This window comes from Actinoplanes sp. 13 (assembly GCF_056134165.1).
Map to the genome: position 1 here is coordinate 66861 of NZ_JBVYOQ010000012.1, position 15899 is coordinate 82759.

Below are 15899 nucleotides of genomic sequence, written 5' to 3' on the forward strand. Positions count from 1 at the left end.
CCGGTGGGGCTTGTCCACAGACCCCCAAGTTATCCACAGCCGAGCCGGGCTGGATTGCCGTGGCCGGGGCCGCGCGGCGACGGTGGGCGCCCCAACGCCGCTGGAGGTAGCGATGCCCGCTCGCCGTCCCCTCATCGTGTCCGCCGACCCGGACCTGCTCGACGACCTGCTCCGGCTCGCCGCGGCCGGTGGCACCGAGGTCGACGTGGCGCCCGATCCGTCGGCCGCCCGTGCGCGACTGCCCGGCGCGCCGCTCGTGCTGCTCGGCGCCGATCAGGTCGGGCCGTGCCTGCGAGCGCGCCTGCCGCGCCGGTCCCGGCTGTTCATCATCGGTCGCGGCGAGATCGAGACGCAGATCTGGCGGGCCGCCGATCTGATCGGCGCCGAGAACGTGGTGGTGCTGCCGACCGCCGAGTCGTGGGTGATCGACCTGTTGAGCGGCTCGGACAAACCGGTGCGGGCGGCGCGGACGGTCGCGGTGATCGGCGGACGGGGCGGCGCGGGCGCCAGCATCCTCGCTGCCGGGCTGGCGACCATGTCGGTGCGAGCCGGCTACCGGGCTCTGCTGCTCGACGTCGACCCGCTCGGCGGCGGCCTCGACCTGGCGCTCGGCTGGGAGCAGCTGGACGGTCTGCGCTGGCGGGCGCTGGCCGGGGCGGACGGCCGGGTGGATCCGCCGGCGCTGCTGGGTGCTCTGCCTCGCCGCGGTGACCTGGTGCTGCTGTCCTTCGACCGGTCCGATCGCGCTGCGGGGGAGGAGTTCTCCGGGATACCGGCCGAGGCGATGGCGGCGACCGTGGACGCGGCCCGGCGCGGTCGCGACGTGATCATCGCGGATCTGCCCCGGCAGCTCGACGACGCCGCGGTGATCGCGCTGCAGTCGGCCGACCGGACGCTGCTGGTCGTCCCGGCGGAGGTCCGGGCCGCGGCGTCGGCCAAGCGCATGGCGGCGACGATCAGCACCCATTGCGCGGATCTCGCTCTCGTGGTGCGCGGTCCGGCGCCGGGGAAGTTGCGGGCGCGGGACATCGCGAAGGCGCTGAAACTGCCGCTCGCCGGGTCGCTGCGGCCGGAGCCGGCGATGTGCCAGGCGCTGGAATTCGGTACGCCGCCGGCGGCCGACGGGAAGGGGCCACTCGCGGTGCTCTGCGGCCGGCTTCTGGACGAGCTGATGCGTACGACCGATGCGGAGGCCGTGGCATGACCGGCACCCGGCCGGTGGTGGACCGGGTGCGGCGGCGCTTCGCGTACGACGGGGTGGAGGCGACACCGGCGGCGGTGGTGAGCGCGGTCCGCCGGGAGACCGCGGTGTTCGGTGACACGGCCGTGCTGCGGCTGGCCGGCCAGGTAAGGGACGAGCTGATCGGCGCCGGGCCGCTGGCGCCGCTGCTGGCCGACGCCGAGGTCACCGACGTGCTGGTCAACAACATGCGGGTCTGGGTCGATCGCGGGGCGGGACTGCAGCTCACGGCCGTGCGTTTCACCGATCCCGAGGAGGTACGACGACTCGCGCAACGCCTCGTCGCGGCGTGCGGCCGGCGTCTCGACGACGGGCAGCCTTACGCGGATGCGCGGCTCCCGGACGGCACCCGCCTCCACGCGGTGTTGCCGCCGGTGGCGACGCACGGGCCGTACCTGTCGTTGCGCACGTTCCGCCAGCGGCCGTTCAGCCTCGACGACCTCGTCGCCAACGGGGCGGTCGCTCCGACGGCTGCTCCGGTGCTCGCCGCCGTGGTGGCGGCCAGGCTGGCTTATCTGGTGACCGGCGGGACCGGCTCCGGCAAGACGACCGTGCTGTCCACCTTGCTCGGTCTGGTCTCACCGGCCGAGCGCATCGTGCTGGTGGAGGACGCTGCCGAGCTGCGGCCGGCGCACCCGCACGTGGTGGGGCTCCAGGCGCGTACGGCCAACGTGGAGGGTGCCGGGGCGATCGGCCTGACCGATCTCGTCCGGCAGGCGTTGCGGATGCGGCCTGATCGGCTGGTGATCGGCGAGTGCCGCGGCGCCGAGATCGTCGACCTGCTGGGTGCGCTGAACACCGGACATGACGGAGGTGCGGGCACCCTGCACGCGAACGCACCGGGCGACGTGCCGGCCCGGCTGGAGGCGCTGGGAATGCTGGGCGGGCTGCCACGGCCGGCTCTGCACGCTCAGGTGCTGGCGGCTCTGCAGGTGGTGGTGCAGGTACGGCGTACCGGCCGGGGCCGGGTGCTCGAGTCGATCAGCGTGCTGGCACCGTCCGGCTTGGACCGGTTCGCGGAAGTGGTGCCGGCCTGGCGGCTGGGCGGAGGTGCCGGTCCGGGAGCCGGCGCGCTGGGCCGGATGCTCGCCGACCGCGGGGTGGCGGTGCCCGCTGTGTTGCGGCCGCCCGTGGTGTCGGGCCGGTCGCCGGTGGCCGGCCCGGGGCGGTCCGCGTGAGCTGGGTGACGGCGGTGGCCCTGCTGGCCGGGGCTGTGGTGATCGTCTGGCCGGGCGGTGGGGCGCGCGGGCGACTCGCCGAGCCCCGGGGCCGGCGCGAGGGGATGGACCTCGCCGGGCTCCGGCGAAGGATCGCGGCGACACAGTCGCCCCGGCGGGTGGCTCTCGGAGTGTCCGGCGTGCTGATCGCGGCGGCGCTGGCGACCGGCGGGCCGGTTGCCGCCGTCGTGGTGGCGGCCTACGCGGGGCTGGGCGCTCGGGAGTGGGTCCGGCGGGCCGCCGGCAAGCGGGTCGCCGCCGAGCGGGCGGCGGCTCTGGACGGGCTCGGTTCGCTGGTCGCCGACCTGCGGGCGGGGATGCCTCCGGCTGCCGTCGCGTCACCGGCCGGTGTCACCGGGGCGGCTTCCGTCTCCGGGGACGAGCGGATCGCCCGGCTGGCGGGTGCGGTGTGGCGCCTCGCCGAACAGACCGGGGCGCCGGCCGCCGACCTGCTCGACCGGGTCGAGTCGGACGCCCGGGCGTCGGACCGGGCGGCGAAAGCGGCCGCGGCCCAGGCAGCGGGTGCCCAGGCCACCGCGATGCTGCTGGTGGGGCTGCCGGTGGGCGGGATCCTGCTCGGCTACGCGATCGGGGCCGACCCGCTGCAGGTGCTGCTGCGGACACCGGCGGGGGCCGGGTGCGCGGTCGCGGCGGTGGCTTTTCAAGCTGCCGGGTTCCGGTGGGCGCAGCGGATCATCAGCGGCCCGGCAGATCGGGTCGGCGGCCCGGCGGATCGTGCGGTGCCGGCTGGGGGGTCCGTCCGTGCCGGCGGCACCGCGGCTCCCGCTCTGTTTGCCGATCGGCGGGTCCGATGAAGCCCGTGTGCGGTGCGGCGGAACTGCTGCGGCAGGGCGGCCCGGTCCGGGTGCCGCTCCGCGAGTGCTGCGCCGCCGCGCTGATCGGCGTGGACACGACCACCACCGGGTGCGAAGCCCTGGAGGTCGCGGAGATGTCACCGGGCCGACCGTTGACCACCGGATCGGGACGGGCGACGCCGTGATCAGTCTGCTGGTGATCGCCTGCGTCGTCGTAGCGGCCGTCGTGGTCGCCCTACCTCGGAACCGGCGGGCTTCCGCCGGCCGCCGCCTGGCGAAAGTCCGCCAGGACCCGGACACCGCCCCGCCGAGCCGGGACGACCGGCGAGTCCGACTGCTCCTGGCTGCCGCGGTCGGCCTGGGCTCCGCCGGGTTCATCGGCACCTGGTGGGGTCTGTTCGCCGGAGTTGTCGCCGGAGCCGCCACCGAGCGTTTCCTGCGCACCCGCGAGCCCGCCGCCGTCAAGCGGGACCGTCTGGCGGCGCTGGCCGGCCTGCCTCTCGCAGCCGATCTGCTGGCTGCCGCGCTGCGGGCGGGCGCTCCGGTGGACCGGGCCGCGGCGGCGGTCGCCGATGCGCTGGGCGGGCCTCTCGGCGACCGGCTCCGGCGCACCGCCCATTCGCTGCGGCTTGGCGCCGCGCCCGGCGAGGCCTGGACCCATCTCGGCGACGTGACCGGCACCGAGCGGCTGATCGCGGCGGCCGTCCGGTCCAGCGCCAGCGGCGGCGCGCTCGCCGGAGCGCTGGAACGCCTCGCCGGTGATCTGCGCTCCGACCGGGCGGCCGCGGCCGAGGCCTCCGCCCAGCGTGCCGGCGTCCTGATCGTCCTGCCGCTCGGCCTCTGCTTCCTGCCCGCGTTCGTGCTCGCCGGCCTGGTGCCGGTCCTGGTCGCCGTACTCGGCGACGTCTTGTGAATCTCCGTGACCGGACGCCACGGATTCCCGTGGCGCGACGTCACGGATCCCGTGGTGCGGCGCGCCGGGCGCCGTGCTGCCCAACCGAGGAGGTCCACGTGCACAAACTCATCGTCAATTTCCGGCGGCTCCGGGCGGAGGCCGCTGACGCCGGGATGAGCACCGCCGAGTACGCCGTCGGCACGCTCGCGGCGGTCGCCCTCGCCGGGGTGCTGCTCAAGGTCGTGACCAGCAGCACCGTGCAGGCGGCCCTGACCGGCATCATCGCCCGGGCGCTGAAGTGAGGAGGCGCCGGCGGCCCGGCCGGGATCGGGGAGCGTTCACCGCCGAACTCGCGGTCGGGCTGTCGGCGCTGCTGGTCTTCCTGCTGGGCGGGATGGCGGCGGTGTCCGCCGTGATGGTCAAGGCGCAGTGCCTGGACGCGGCCCGGGAGGCGGCTCTGGCCGCGGCGCGCGGCGAGCCGTCGGATGCGGCCGCCGGTACCGCGCCGGAGGGTGCCGACATCCAGGTCACGACCGGCGAGCAGAGCGTGACCGCGGTCGTGTCGGCCCGGCTGCGGCCGCTGGGCGGCAATCTGCCCGGCTTCACCGTACGAGCCACCGCAGTCGCCGCGAGAGAACCCGAAGGGGTCCCGCTGTGAAGCCGGGCGACGACCGCGGCGCCGCGTCGGTCTTCGTGCTCGCCGCGGGCGTCGTCCTGATGTCGGTGGGCCTGGTCGGCGCCGCGGTCGGTGCCGCCCGGGTGGCACGGCACGAGGCCCGCAACGCGGCGGACCTCGGCGCCCTGGCCGGCGCCGGCCGGACGATCGAGGGCGAGGTGGTGGCCTGTGCCGAAGCTGCTCGCTATGCCGCGGCCAACAACGCCCGGCTCACCGCCTGCGTGGTCACCGGCCTGGAGATCGTGATCGCCGTCGAGGTCACCGTCGAGCCCGTGCCCGGCATACCGGGGGTCGCCCGGGCCGCCGCCCGAGCCGGCCCGCTCACGTCCCGCTGACCTCCGCCGGAAGAGCCGCCAGCACCGTGTCCAGCACCTTCACCGCATCCGCCTTGTTGAGCGGATTGTTGCCGTTGCCGCACTTGGGCGACTGCACACAGGACGGGCACCCCGCCTCGCACACGCACGAGGCGATCGCCTCCCGGGTGGCCCGGAGCCACTCGGCCGCCGTCTCGTACGCCCGCTCCGCGAAGCCCGCACCGCCGGGATGCCCGTCGTAGACGAAGACGGTCGGCGCCTCCGTGTCCGCGTGGTTCGCCGTCGACAGACCGCCGATGTCCCACCGGTCGCACGTCGCGATCAGTGGGAACAGGCCGATCCCGGCATGTTCGGCGGCGTGCAGTGCGCCCGGGAAGTCGGCCGGTTCCACGCCCGCGGCCACGAGCGCCTCCGGCGACACGGTGAACCAGACCGCGACCGTGCGCAGCTCCCGAACCGGCAGGTCCAGCGGCCGGGTGTCGATGACCTCGCCGCTGCCGATCCGCCGCCGCTGATAGGAGACGACCTGGTTGGTCACGTCGACCTCACCGAGGAAGAGCCCCACCGGGCCGGCGTCCACGTACGACCGGACGTTCACCACCGACAGGTTCGTGACGTCCCGGGCGTGCGTGGTCCAGTCCGGTTCCTGCTGGTGGACCAGCGCGATGGCGTCCTCGAGATCGAGGTCGTCCACCACGTACGAGACGCCCTGGTGCAGGTAGACCGCCCCGTTGTGCAGCATCACGTGCGACGAGCCGTGGTCGACGGTGCCGAGCAGCCGCCCGGTCGCCGATTCGACCACCGAGACCGGTGCCCCGCCGGTGCCGCGCAGGTCCACCTCCGGCCGGCCGCGGTGCGTCCAGTACCAGCCGGACGGCCGGTGCCGGAGCACCCCTTCGGCGGCCAGCGCGCGGGCCGCGGCCAGCGCCGGTGCCCCACCGAACAGCTCAAGGTCGGCGTCGGTGATCGGGGCCTCCGAGGCGGCACAGCACAGTTGCGGCCCGAGCACGTACGGGTTGCCGGGGTCCAGCACAGTCGCCTCGACCGGCCGGCCGAAGACCGCCTCCGGATGGTGCACCAGGTAGGTGTCGAGCGGATCGTCGCGGGCGATCAGCACCGCGAGCGCCTCCCGCCCGGCTCGCCCGGCCCGGCCCGCCTGCTGCCAGAGCGACGCCCGGGTGCCCGGGTAACCGCAGATCAGCACCGCGTCCAGTCCGACCAGGTCGACGCCCAGCTCCAGCGCGTTCGTCGAGGCCAGTGCGAGCAGTTCGCCGGAGAGCAGCGCCCGTTCGATGGCCCGCCGGTCCTCCCGCAGATATCCGGCCCGGTACGCGGCGACCCGGTCGCCCAGCCCCGGCACCGCCTCGTCCAGGGCCCGCCGGGTCATCGAGGCGACCACCTCGGCGCCGCGCCGGGACCGGACGAAGGCGAGCGTGCGGGTGCCGGCGGCGACGGCGTCGGCCAGCAGGTCCGCGGTCTCCCGCAGCGCCGACCGGCGGATCGGCGGCAGTTCGATGTCCACGAACCCGTCACCGTCGCCGGCCTCCTCGACGTCACTGGGGCCACCGGCGTTCTCGGGTTCGCCGGTGATGGCCGAGTGGGCGGAGAGGGGCGCCGGGAGTGGGACCGACGGCTCGGGGGAGATGGCGACGGCCGACTTCGACACCTGGGTGGGCAGCGAGAGCGTCGACGCGGGCAGCAACGGCGGCTCCCACAGCGCGAAGGTCACCGCCCCGCGTGGCGAGCCGTCGTCGGTGACCGCCTGGACCGGCAGCCCCACCAGGCGGGACGCCGTCCCGGCCGGGTCACCCGAGGTCGCCGACGCCAGGATGAAGGTGGGCGAGCTTCCGTACCGCGCCGCCGCGCGCCGCAGCCGGCGCAGGACGTGGGCCACGTGCGACCCGAACACCCCGCGGTACGTGTGGCACTCGTCGACGATCACGTACTCCAGGCGGCGGAGGAAGACACCCCACCGGGAGTGGCCCGGCAGCAGGGAGTGGTGCAGCATGTCCGGGTTCGTGAGCACGAACCGCGCGTGCTGCCGGATCCACTCCCGCTCTTCACGGGGCGTGTCCCCGTCGTACGTCGCGGGCCGGATCCCGTCCATCTTCAGACGCGCGATTGCCCGCAATTGATCAGCTGCGAGCGCTTTGGTGGGTGACAGATAGAGCGCTGTCGCCTTAGGGTCCCTTGTCAGCGCGTTCAGCGCGGGCAGCTGGTACGCGAGGGACTTGCCCGATGCGGTGCCGGTGGCCAGCACGACGTGCGTGCCTTCCCAAGCGAGGGTGGCGGCGGCAGCCTGATGGTCCCAGGGTGAGACGATGCCTTGCGCGGTGAACGCATCGCGCACCGAGGAATCGGTCCACGCGGGCCACGGCGCGGCGCGCCCGGCCCGGGCGGGCACCCGTTCGATGTGTGTGATCGGGGACACTGTCGCCGAGGAACCGCGTGCCCGCAGCCGATGCAGCAGCTCAGCAGGACCGTAGGCGGTTGAGGTCACGCATAGCACTGTGTCACCGGAATGCCCCGAACCCCAAACGGGTAGGACGGTGGGTGCCACGCGTCGCGCGCTGCTGGTCGGTGGTTAGATTTCGCGGGGGGAGATCAGGGAGGAGGACCGATGGAGCTGTCGCTGGCGACCCGTACCGTCGCCGAGCACACGGTGCTCGAGGTCGGTGGCGAGGTGGACGTGTACACCGCCCCTCGCCTGCGCGAGCGTCTCATCGAGCTGGTGGACGCGGGTGCTCGGGACGTCGTGGTCGATCTGGAGCGGGTCGAGTTCCTCGACTCGACCGGGCTCGGCGTGCTCGTCGGGGCGCTCAAGCGGTTGCGGACCGCGAACGGGACGTTCGGGCTGGTCTGTGCGAAGGAGCCGCTGCTCAAGATCTTCCGGATCACCGCGCTGGACCAGGTCTTCCCGATCTTCCCGACGGTGGAGGCGGCGACCGAACGCGACGGCAGCGGTCCCACTTCGTGATGGCGACTGTTCGGCTGTCCTTCTCGCCGGCTCCGGTGCACGTGCGCACCGCACGACTGGTCGGCGTCGCCGTGGCCCGGCGTGCCGGAGTCGCCGAGGAGCTTCTCGACGAGGTCCGGCTGGCCATCGGTGAGGCGTGCACCCGCGCGGTGGCCCTGCACCGTCAGTACGGTCTGGCCGATCTCGTCACCGTGGAGATGTCCGACTCGGACTCGTACACCGTGCGCGTGATCGACCACGCGCCCATCGAGGCGAGCGTCGGCCTGGCGAAACTGCCGCCGGACGAGCTCGCCGACGAGTCGCTGACCGACGAGGCGCTCACCACCGGCGTGGGCTTCGCGCTGCTCGCCGGTTTCGTCGACGACCTGCAGGTGCGTCCGGTGGAGGACGGCCCGGGCACCGAGGTTCGCATGATCTGGCCGGTCGCCCGCCGCTGAGCGGCAATACCGGACACCCCCCAAGAGGGATAAATCGGACACTCCCTAGCGGGAACTCGCCGGCCATCTCCGGCCGGGATCATCTTTCACCCAGCAAGCTGGACCCCGCGTGCCCATCCGTGGCGGAGCCGAGAGCTGGTCCCTTCATGCCCGCCGACCTGCGGCGGGAGATCAACTGGGGTCCATACCCCTTTGCGCCGGTGCTAACACAGCGGTGAACATCACCGCGACACGGCTGGTGGCGCATGTGACGATCGCCACGCGAGGCCTATACAGTACGCGAGTTGTTAGCTACTGCTGGTCCCGCAGCCGCGGGTCCGGCCGGTCTTTCCCCGCTCCCCGGGGAACGCACTCGGTGGTCTCGTCCGCCGCCCGGGTGCGGTTCGGTGTACAGGAGGACATTGATGTCCGGGACCTCGATAAACCTCGCCGCCGAAGGCGGTGGAGTGTCCCTCAGTGGGTCGAATGTCACATTCGTCATCGTCGCGCTGGTATTCGCCCTGGTCGCTCTGGGCTTCGCGGCGATGTTCGTCCAATCAGTGCTGCGTGCCGGCCGGGGCACGCCGAAGATGCAGGAGATCGCGGGCGCCGTGCAGGAAGGCGCCTCGGCCTATCTGATCCGCCAGTTCAGAACCCTGGCGATCTTCGTCGTGATCGCGGTCGTCCTGCTGTTCCTGCTGCCGGTGCACGAGACCGACAACGAGACGTGGGTGAAGATCGGCAGGTCGCTCTTCTTCATCGTCGGTGCGGTCTTCAGCGCGTTCATCGGCGGCGCCGGCATGGCGCTGGCGACCCGCGCGAACCTGCGGGTGGCCGCGGCTGCCAGCGAGGAGGGTGGCCGGGAGAAGGCGATGGGCATCGCCTTCCGGACCGGTGGTGTGGTCGGCTTCCTCACCGTCGGCCTGGGTCTGTTCGGTGGCGCGCTGGTCGTGCTGATCTTCAACAACGACGCGCCGACCGTGCTCGAGGGCTTCGGCTTCGGCGCCGCGCTGCTCGCCATGTTCATGCGGGTCGGCGGCGGCATCTTCACCAAGGCGGCCGACGTCGGCGCCGACCTGGTGGGCAAGGTGGAGCAGGGCATCCCCGAGGACGACCCGCGCAACGCCGCCACCATCGCGGACAACGTGGGCGACAACGTCGGTGACTGCGCCGGCATGGCCGCCGACCTCTTCGAGTCCTACGCCGTGACCCTGGTCGCCGCCCTCATCCTGGGTTCGGCCGCGTTCGGCCAGGACGGTCTGGTCTTCCCGCTGATCGTCTCCACGATCGGTGTCCTGATCGCCATCATCGGTGTGTTCATCACCCGGCTGCGGCCGAGCGACCGCAACGGCCTCACCGCGATCAACCGGGCCTTCTACATCTCGGCCGCGATCTCCGCGATCGCCGTCGCCGTGGTCAGCTTCCTGTACCTGCCCTCCACGTTCGCCGGATTCGGTGACGCGGGCATCGGCGAGGAGATCGTGAACAGCGGGCGGGACCCGCGCTGGGTCGCGGTCGGCGCCGTCGTGATCGGCATCGTGCTGGCCGCCGCCATCCAGGCCCTGACCGGCTACTTCACCGAGACCAACCGCCGTCCGGTCCAGGACATCGGCAAGTCCTCGCAGACCGGTGCGGCCACCGTGATCCTCGCCGGCATCAGTGTCGGCCTGGAATCTGCGGTCTACTCGGCGCTGCTGCTCGGCGCGGGCGTCTTCGGCGCCTTCCTGCTCGGCGGCTCGTCGCTCACGCTGTCCCTGTTCGCGGTGGCGCTCGCCGGTATCGGCCTGCTCACCACGGTCGGCGTCATCGTGGCGATGGACACCTTCGGCCCGATCTCGGACAACGCGCAGGGCATCGCCGAGATGTCCGGTGACGTCGACGAGCGCGGCGCGCAGATCCTCACCGAGCTGGACGCCGTCGGCAACACCACGAAGGCGATCACCAAGGGCATCGCGATCGCCACGGCGGTCCTGGCCGCCACGGCGCTGTTCGGGTCGTACACGAACAGCCTGGCCAGCGCGTTGACCGACGCCGGCGTGAGCGACGTGGGCAACGAGATCCTCGCCCAGCTGAACATCTCCAACCCGCGCAGCCTGGTCGGCCTGCTGATCGGCGCGGCGGTCGTGTTCCTCTTCTCCGGCCTGGCGATCAACGCGGTCTCCCGCTCCGCCGGTGCAGTCGTGATGGAGGTCCGCCGCCAGTTCCGCGAGTTCCCGGGGATCATGGACGGCACCCAGCGCCCGGAGTACGGCCGGGTCGTCGACATCTGCACCCGGGACGCGCAGCGCGAGCTGCTCACCCCGGGCCTGCTGGCGATCATGGCGCCGATCGGGGTGGGCTTCGGCCTCGGCCCGGGCGCGCTGGCGGCCTATCTGGCCGGCGCCATCGGCACCGGCACGCTGATGGCGGTCTTCCTCTCCAACTCCGGTGGCGCGTGGGACAACGCGAAGAAGCTGGTGGAGGACGGCAACTACGGGGGCAAGGGCTCCGAGGCACACGCCGCCACGGTCATCGGCGACACGGTGGGCGACCCGTTCAAGGACACCGCGGGCCCGGCCATCAACCCGCTGCTGAAGGTGATGAACCTGGTCGCGCTGCTGATCGCCCCGGCGGTCGTGGCGCTCAGCTACGGCCCGGACGCCAGCATCGGCGTGCGGGTCGGCATCGCGGTCCTCGCGGTCGCGATCGTCACCGCGGCGGTGATCTGGAGCAAGCGCAAGCCCATCTCGATGGGCGAGCCGGCCGGCACGCCGATCGCCGGTGCCGCCGACACGGCTCGCGCGGCGCGGGACGCCCGCGAGACCGAGGCGTCCCGGATCAAGGACAACGTCTAGCACCTGGCGAGCAGGACGAAAGGGGCACCCGGCGCCGGGTGCCCCTTTCCATTTCCTCGATCGAGGCGTGTGGAGTGACACACCGGAGTCGTACGCTGCTTCCCATGCGCGCGGTCCGACTGATCTCCCTGGCTCTCGCCCTCGTGCTCGCCGCCCCGCTGGGCGGCTGTGCCTCGCAGCCGGGCCCGCAGGCGTGGGCGGCGTCGGTGTGCACCGCGCTCAGCCCCTGGCGCAGCGAGATCGACACCCTGACGAGCCGCACCCAGCAGCAGATGACCACCAAGACCACGCCGAGTCAGGCGAAGGAGAACCTGGCACGGCTCTTCGACGGCGCGGCGGCGGCGAGCGAGGCCGCCCGGGTCGGTGTGGAACGGGCCGGCGTGCCCGACGTGAGCAACGGCGACGAGATCGCGGAAGGCTTCATCGGCTCGCTGGCCGGCATCCGCGACGCCTACGGCAACGCGCGCAGCGGCATCGAGGCGCTGGCCACCCACCCGGCGAAGGATTTCTACGCCGAGGTGGGCAAGGTGGTCGAGCGACTCACCGCCGACTATCAGAAGAGCGACCTGGACACCACGAACCTGGAGTCGGTCGAGCTCAGACAGGCCTTCGACTCGCTGCCCGAGTGCCAATGAGCACAGCGTCCCTGAGCAGCGGGCCGATGAGCAGCGGGCCGATGAGCAGAGTGCCGGTGAGATGACCGAGATCGGGTGGCCGCTGATCCCGCGCGAGGTGCTTCCGCCGCCTGTTCCGGTGGCGAAGCGGACCTCTCAGCGCGTTGCCACCGGCCCGGAGGTTGGCCGGCAGCTGTCGATGTTCGGCGCGGAGACCATCGAGCCCTCGCCGGCCGATCTCGCCGGCCTGCTGGCCGGGCCAGGCCGGCTCGGCCGGATGGGCGGGACGGCGCGGGTCACGGTCCGCGTGGACGCTGCCTGGCGGGTGCATGTGCTGGTCGCCGAGCTGGTCGCGCGCGGCCTCACCGCCACCTGGGCTCCGGCGACGGAGACCGAGACCCCCGATGGGGTACGCGACGATGAGCCCCCGTCGCCGGAGAAGGCGATCGGCGACCCCGGGTCACCCGAGCCCGGCGAGACGCAGCTCACTGATCAGGAACAGATCGAGCCCGCGGGTGACCCAGACCCGCCCCGGCCGCTCTTCGACGTGCGTACCGCGTACTCCCGGAGGTTGAACAGCCTGGCCCGCGCGTGGCCGGCCGCCGCCGCCGAGCTTTTCCTCAGCGGACCTCGGCTGCGTCTCTGGGTGGCCGCCGCCGGCGGTCCCGGGCCCGGCGGTTACGCGCTCGGCCTCGACCCGGAGAAAGACCGTCGTCCGGTGGAAGCGGCCCTGGTCCGCGCGGGTCTGGCGGGCCGGCTGTCGGATGATGGACGGCACTATGTGATCGTCGGGCGGCGACGGCTGCGGAGGCTGGCCGAGCTGGTCGGCGAGCGTCCGGCCGCCGCGCCCGAGGAAGCGTGGCCCGGCGGCGCAGCTGCGTGATCTTCCTGGATTGTGTCCGACATAACAACGTCTTCCCGGTGTACGGTGTCGCGGTCGGACGCATGCGGTGGCCGTGCCGTTACCATCCGACTGCGGGGTTCCCCGGGAATGAGGGCTCGTCCGGCGCGTTACGTTGAACATCTGTGCTCTCGCCGGCCGACGACCGGGAGCACCGAGTCGCCGTGAAGATTTGGGAGTGCCGTGCCGAGTGAAACCAGGACGACCCGTCTGGTCATCGTCGAGTCCCCGTCGAAGGCCAAGACGATCGCCGGTTATCTGGGCCCCGACTATCTGGTCGAGGCCTCCATCGGCCATGTCCGTGACCTGCCCCGCAACGCCGCTGACGTCCCCGCGGAGTACGAGGGCGAGGCCTGGGCGAAGCTCGGTGTGAACGTCGACAACGGCTTCAAGCCGCTCTACGTCGTGTCCGCCGACCGCAAGCAGCAGATCGCGAAGCTGCGGAAGCTGGCCCGGGAGGTCGACGAGATCTTCCTCGCCACCGATGAGGACCGCGAGGGCGAGGCGATCGCCTGGCACCTGATCGAGACGATCAAGCCCAAGGTGCCGGTCAAGCGGATGGTCTTCCACGAGATCACCAAGCCGGCCATCCAGGCCGCCGTCTCCAACCCGCGCGACATCGACCAGGACCTGGTCGACGCGCAGGAGGCCCGCCGCATCCTGGACCGGCTGTACGGGTACGAGGTCAGCCCGGTCCTGTGGAAGAAGGTGCGCCCGAAGCTGTCGGCCGGCCGGGTGCAGTCGGTGGCCACCCGGATCGTGGTGGAGCGGGAGCGCCAGCGGATGGCGTTCCGCACCGCGGAGTACTGGGACATCCTGGCCACGCTCGCCGTGCAGGGCCGGGTCGAGGGCCCGCGGACGTTCCAGGCGACGCTGATCGCGCTCGGCGGTGACCGCGTCGCCACCGGTAAGGACTTCGAGCCCACCACCGGTCAGGTGAAGCCCGGCTCGACCGTGGTGCACCTCGACGAGGGCGGCGCCCGGGGCCTGGCCGCCCGGCTGGAGGGTCGCCCGTTCACCGTCACCCGGGTCGAGGAGAAGCCGTACAGGCGCCGGCCGTACGCGCCGTTCATCACCTCGACGCTGCAGCAGGAGGCGGCCCGCAAACTGCGTTTCTCCTCGTCGCAGACGATGCGCACCGCGCAGAAGCTGTACGAGAACGGTTACATCACCTACATGCGTACCGACTCGGTGAACCTCTCCGAGACGGCCATCGCCGCCGCGCGCCGGCAGATCGCTGACCTCTACGGTCCGGCGAACGTGCCGCCGCAGCCGCGCCGCTACACCACGAAGGCGAAGAACGCGCAGGAGGCGCACGAGGCGATCCGACCAGCCGGCGACAACTTCCGGACGCCGGGTGAGGTCGCCAAGGAGCTGAACACCGACGAGTTCAAGCTCTACGAGCTGATCTGGCGCCGCACCATCGCGTCGCAGATGACCGACGCGGTCGGCAACTCGGTCAGCATCCGGATCCGGGCGATCACGAGCGCGCAGGAGGAAGCCGACTTCGGCGCCTCCGGCAAGACCATCACCGACCCGGGCTTCCTGCGCGCCTATGTGGAGTCCTCGGACGACGAGAGCGCCGAGGCCGAGGACGCCGAGCGCCGCCTGCCGAACCTGGTCAAGGACCAGCCGCTGACCGCGGACGAGCTGAACGCGGTGGGTCACCACACCTCGCCGCCGGCGCGGTACACGGAGGCGTCGCTGGTCAAGGCTCTGGAGGAGCTGGGCATCGGCCGCCCCTCGACGTACGAGTCGATCATGCGGACCATCCAGGACCGCGGCTACGTCGAGAAGCGCGGCCAGGCGCTGGTTCCGTCCTTCCTGGCGTTCGCCGTGATCGGGCTGCTCGAGGGGCACTACCCACGGCTGGTGGACTACAACTTCACCGCCGCGATGGAGGGCCAGCTCGACGACATCGCCTCCGGCGACCACACCCAGCTGGACTTTCTCACCTCCTTCTACTTCGGCAGCCAGACCGGCGGGGCGGACGACGAGATCGCCAAGGCCGGCGGCCTGAAGAAGATGGTCACCGAGAACCTCAGCGCCATCGACGCGCGGACGGTCAACTCGATCCCGCTCCACACCGACGAGCAGGGCCGCCAGGTCGTCGTCCGGGTCGGCCGGTTCGGGCCGTACCTGCAGCGGCAGGCGCCGGACGCGGCCGAGGACTCGCCGGAGGACCGCGCCTCGGTGCCCGAGGGTGTGGCCCCCGACGAGCTGACTCCGGAGAAGGTCGAGGAGCTCTTCCTCGCCGGCAACGGCGACAAGGAACTCGGCGCGGACCCGGCCACCGGCGAGCCGATCGTGGTCAAGTCCGGCCGTTACGGGCCGTACGTGCAGAGTGGCGAGCGCAGCTCCTCGCTCTTCAAGACCCAGTCGCCGCAGACGCTCACGCTGGAGGAGGCCCTCCAGCTGCTCTCGCTGCCCCGGGTGGTCGGCAAGGACGCCGAGGGCAACGAGATCGTCGCCCGCAACGGGAGGTACGGGCCGTACATCGCCCGGGGCACCGACTCCCGGTCGCTGGCCGGCGAGGAGCAGCTTTTCACCGTCACGCTGGACGAGGCGCTGGCGCTGCTGGCCACGCCGAAGACCCGGCAGGCCCGGGCCGCCAAGCCGCCGCTGCGCGAGATGGGCAACGACCCGGCCACCGAGAAGCCGCTGGTGATCAAGGACGGCCGGTTCGGCCCCTACGTCACCGACGGTGAATACAACGCGTCTCTGCGGCGTGACCAGACCCCGGAGGAGCTGACGCTGCAGCAGGCCTCCGAGATGCTCGCCGAGAAGCGCGCGAAGGGCCCGGCGCCGAAGAAGCGGACGGCCGCGAAGAAGGCGCCGGCGAAGGCGACTGCGAACGGCGCGGACGGGACTCCGGCCAAGAAGGCGCCCGCGAAGAAGGCGGCCGCCAAGAAGACGACCGCGGCCAAGAAGACCACGACCGCCAAGAAGGCGCCGGCCAAGAAGGCCGCGCCCCGGAAGGCCGCCGCCTCGGCCGAGTGA

Annotated in this window: 15 protein-coding genes; 14 read left to right on the forward strand and 1 reads right to left on the reverse strand. The window is 72.4% G+C overall.

Translation table 11 applies throughout. From position 1 onward, the window contains the following. Positions 1-136 precede the first annotated feature (136 nt). The 8 genes from ssd (at position 137) to AC0NH5_RS23220 (ending at position 5178) form a co-directional block, all read left to right on the forward strand. Positions 137-1204 carry a septum site-determining protein Ssd gene (gene ssd, locus AC0NH5_RS23185; protein WP_474407606.1) on the forward strand — a complete coding sequence of 356 codons (1068 nt, stop codon included), beginning with the start codon at positions 137-139 and terminating at the stop codon, positions 1202-1204. Continuing rightward, a complete protein-coding gene (locus AC0NH5_RS23190; protein ID WP_474407286.1) occupies positions 1201-2418 on the forward strand; it encodes a TadA family conjugal transfer-associated ATPase in 1218 nt (405 codons plus the stop codon). Before ssd ends, AC0NH5_RS23190 begins: the two co-directional genes overlap by 4 nt. Then, complete coding sequence (locus AC0NH5_RS23195; protein WP_474407289.1) at positions 2415-3272, forward strand: hypothetical protein; 858 nt, start codon at positions 2415-2417, stop codon at positions 3270-3272. Before AC0NH5_RS23190 ends, AC0NH5_RS23195 begins: the two co-directional genes overlap by 4 nt. Beyond that, positions 3269-3457: a hypothetical protein gene (locus AC0NH5_RS23200; protein WP_474407290.1), complete on the forward strand. Its 189-nt coding sequence runs from the start codon at positions 3269-3271 to the stop codon at positions 3455-3457. The genes AC0NH5_RS23195 and AC0NH5_RS23200 overlap by 4 nt, the downstream gene beginning before the upstream one ends. Positions 3458-3543: 86 nt before the next feature. Then, on the forward strand, positions 3544-4185 hold the full coding sequence (locus AC0NH5_RS23205) for a type II secretion system F family protein (protein ID WP_474407609.1): 642 nt from the start codon (positions 3544-3546) through the stop codon (positions 4183-4185). A 155-nt stretch (positions 4186-4340) separates the two neighbouring features. Further along, positions 4341-4469 (forward strand): DUF4244 domain-containing protein, encoded by a 129-nt coding sequence (locus tag AC0NH5_RS23210; protein WP_474407612.1) that lies wholly within the window; start codon positions 4341-4343, stop codon positions 4467-4469. Beyond that, the gene (locus tag AC0NH5_RS23215) at positions 4466-4825 is read left to right on the forward strand and encodes a TadE family type IV pilus minor pilin (RefSeq protein WP_474407292.1); all 360 of its coding nucleotides are present in this window, start codon (positions 4466-4468) and stop codon (positions 4823-4825) included. Before AC0NH5_RS23210 ends, AC0NH5_RS23215 begins: the two co-directional genes overlap by 4 nt. Next, on the forward strand, positions 4822-5178 hold the full coding sequence (locus tag AC0NH5_RS23220) for an Rv3654c family TadE-like protein (RefSeq protein ID WP_474407293.1): 357 nt from the start codon (positions 4822-4824) through the stop codon (positions 5176-5178). The genes AC0NH5_RS23215 and AC0NH5_RS23220 overlap by 4 nt, the downstream gene beginning before the upstream one ends. Here the strand turns inward: AC0NH5_RS23220 and AC0NH5_RS23225 are convergent. Beyond that, positions 5165-7666 carry a DEAD/DEAH box helicase gene (locus AC0NH5_RS23225; protein WP_474407296.1) on the reverse strand — a complete coding sequence of 834 codons (2502 nt, stop codon included), beginning with the start codon at positions 7664-7666 and terminating at the stop codon, positions 5165-5167. The two genes, AC0NH5_RS23220 and AC0NH5_RS23225, sit on opposite strands and share 14 nt — an antisense overlap. A 111-nt stretch (positions 7667-7777) precedes the next feature. Between AC0NH5_RS23225 and AC0NH5_RS23230 the strand changes: the two genes are divergently transcribed. From AC0NH5_RS23230 to topA, 6 genes are all read left to right on the forward strand, one after another. Next, entirely contained in the window at positions 7778-8134 is a 357-nt protein-coding gene (locus AC0NH5_RS23230; RefSeq protein ID WP_474407299.1) for an STAS domain-containing protein, read from the forward strand. Then, positions 8131-8571, forward strand: a complete 441-nt coding sequence (locus AC0NH5_RS23235) for an ATP-binding protein (RefSeq protein ID WP_474407302.1) — start codon at positions 8131-8133, stop codon at positions 8569-8571. The genes AC0NH5_RS23230 and AC0NH5_RS23235 overlap by 4 nt, the downstream gene beginning before the upstream one ends. Positions 8572-8975: 404 nt before the next feature. After that, positions 8976-11384: a sodium-translocating pyrophosphatase gene (locus AC0NH5_RS23240; RefSeq protein WP_474407304.1), complete on the forward strand. Its 2409-nt coding sequence runs from the start codon at positions 8976-8978 to the stop codon at positions 11382-11384. A 104-nt stretch (positions 11385-11488) separates the two neighbouring features. Then, positions 11489-12019, forward strand: a complete 531-nt coding sequence (locus AC0NH5_RS23245; protein ID WP_474407306.1) for a hypothetical protein — start codon at positions 11489-11491, stop codon at positions 12017-12019. 61 nt (positions 12020-12080) lie between these two features. After that, positions 12081-12881 (forward strand): hypothetical protein, encoded by an 801-nt coding sequence (locus tag AC0NH5_RS23250; protein ID WP_474407309.1) that lies wholly within the window; start codon positions 12081-12083, stop codon positions 12879-12881. A 201-nt stretch (positions 12882-13082) separates the two neighbouring features. Continuing rightward, positions 13083-15899 carry a type I DNA topoisomerase gene (gene topA, locus AC0NH5_RS23255; protein WP_474407312.1) on the forward strand — a complete coding sequence of 939 codons (2817 nt, stop codon included), beginning with the start codon at positions 13083-13085 and terminating at the stop codon, positions 15897-15899.

What these genes read in the sequence shown, in the direction of transcription:
- AC0NH5_RS23245 (WP_474407306.1), top strand. Translation starts at nt 11,489, where the DNA reads ATGCGCGCGGTCCGACTGATCTCCCTGGCTCTCGCCCTCGTGCTCGCC.
- AC0NH5_RS23230 (WP_474407299.1), top strand. Translation starts at nt 7,778, where the DNA reads ATGGAGCTGTCGCTGGCGACCCGTACCGTCGCCGAGCACACGGTGCTC.
- AC0NH5_RS23210 (WP_474407612.1), top strand. Translation starts at nt 4,341, where the DNA reads ATGAGCACCGCCGAGTACGCCGTCGGCACGCTCGCGGCGGTCGCCCTC.
- AC0NH5_RS23190 (WP_474407286.1), top strand. Translation starts at nt 1,201, where the DNA reads ATGACCGGCACCCGGCCGGTGGTGGACCGGGTGCGGCGGCGCTTCGCG.
- AC0NH5_RS23250 (WP_474407309.1), top strand. Translation starts at nt 12,081, where the DNA reads ATGACCGAGATCGGGTGGCCGCTGATCCCGCGCGAGGTGCTTCCGCCG.
- AC0NH5_RS23200 (WP_474407290.1), top strand. Translation starts at nt 3,269, where the DNA reads ATGAAGCCCGTGTGCGGTGCGGCGGAACTGCTGCGGCAGGGCGGCCCG.
- AC0NH5_RS23240 (WP_474407304.1), top strand. Translation starts at nt 8,976, where the DNA reads ATGTCCGGGACCTCGATAAACCTCGCCGCCGAAGGCGGTGGAGTGTCC.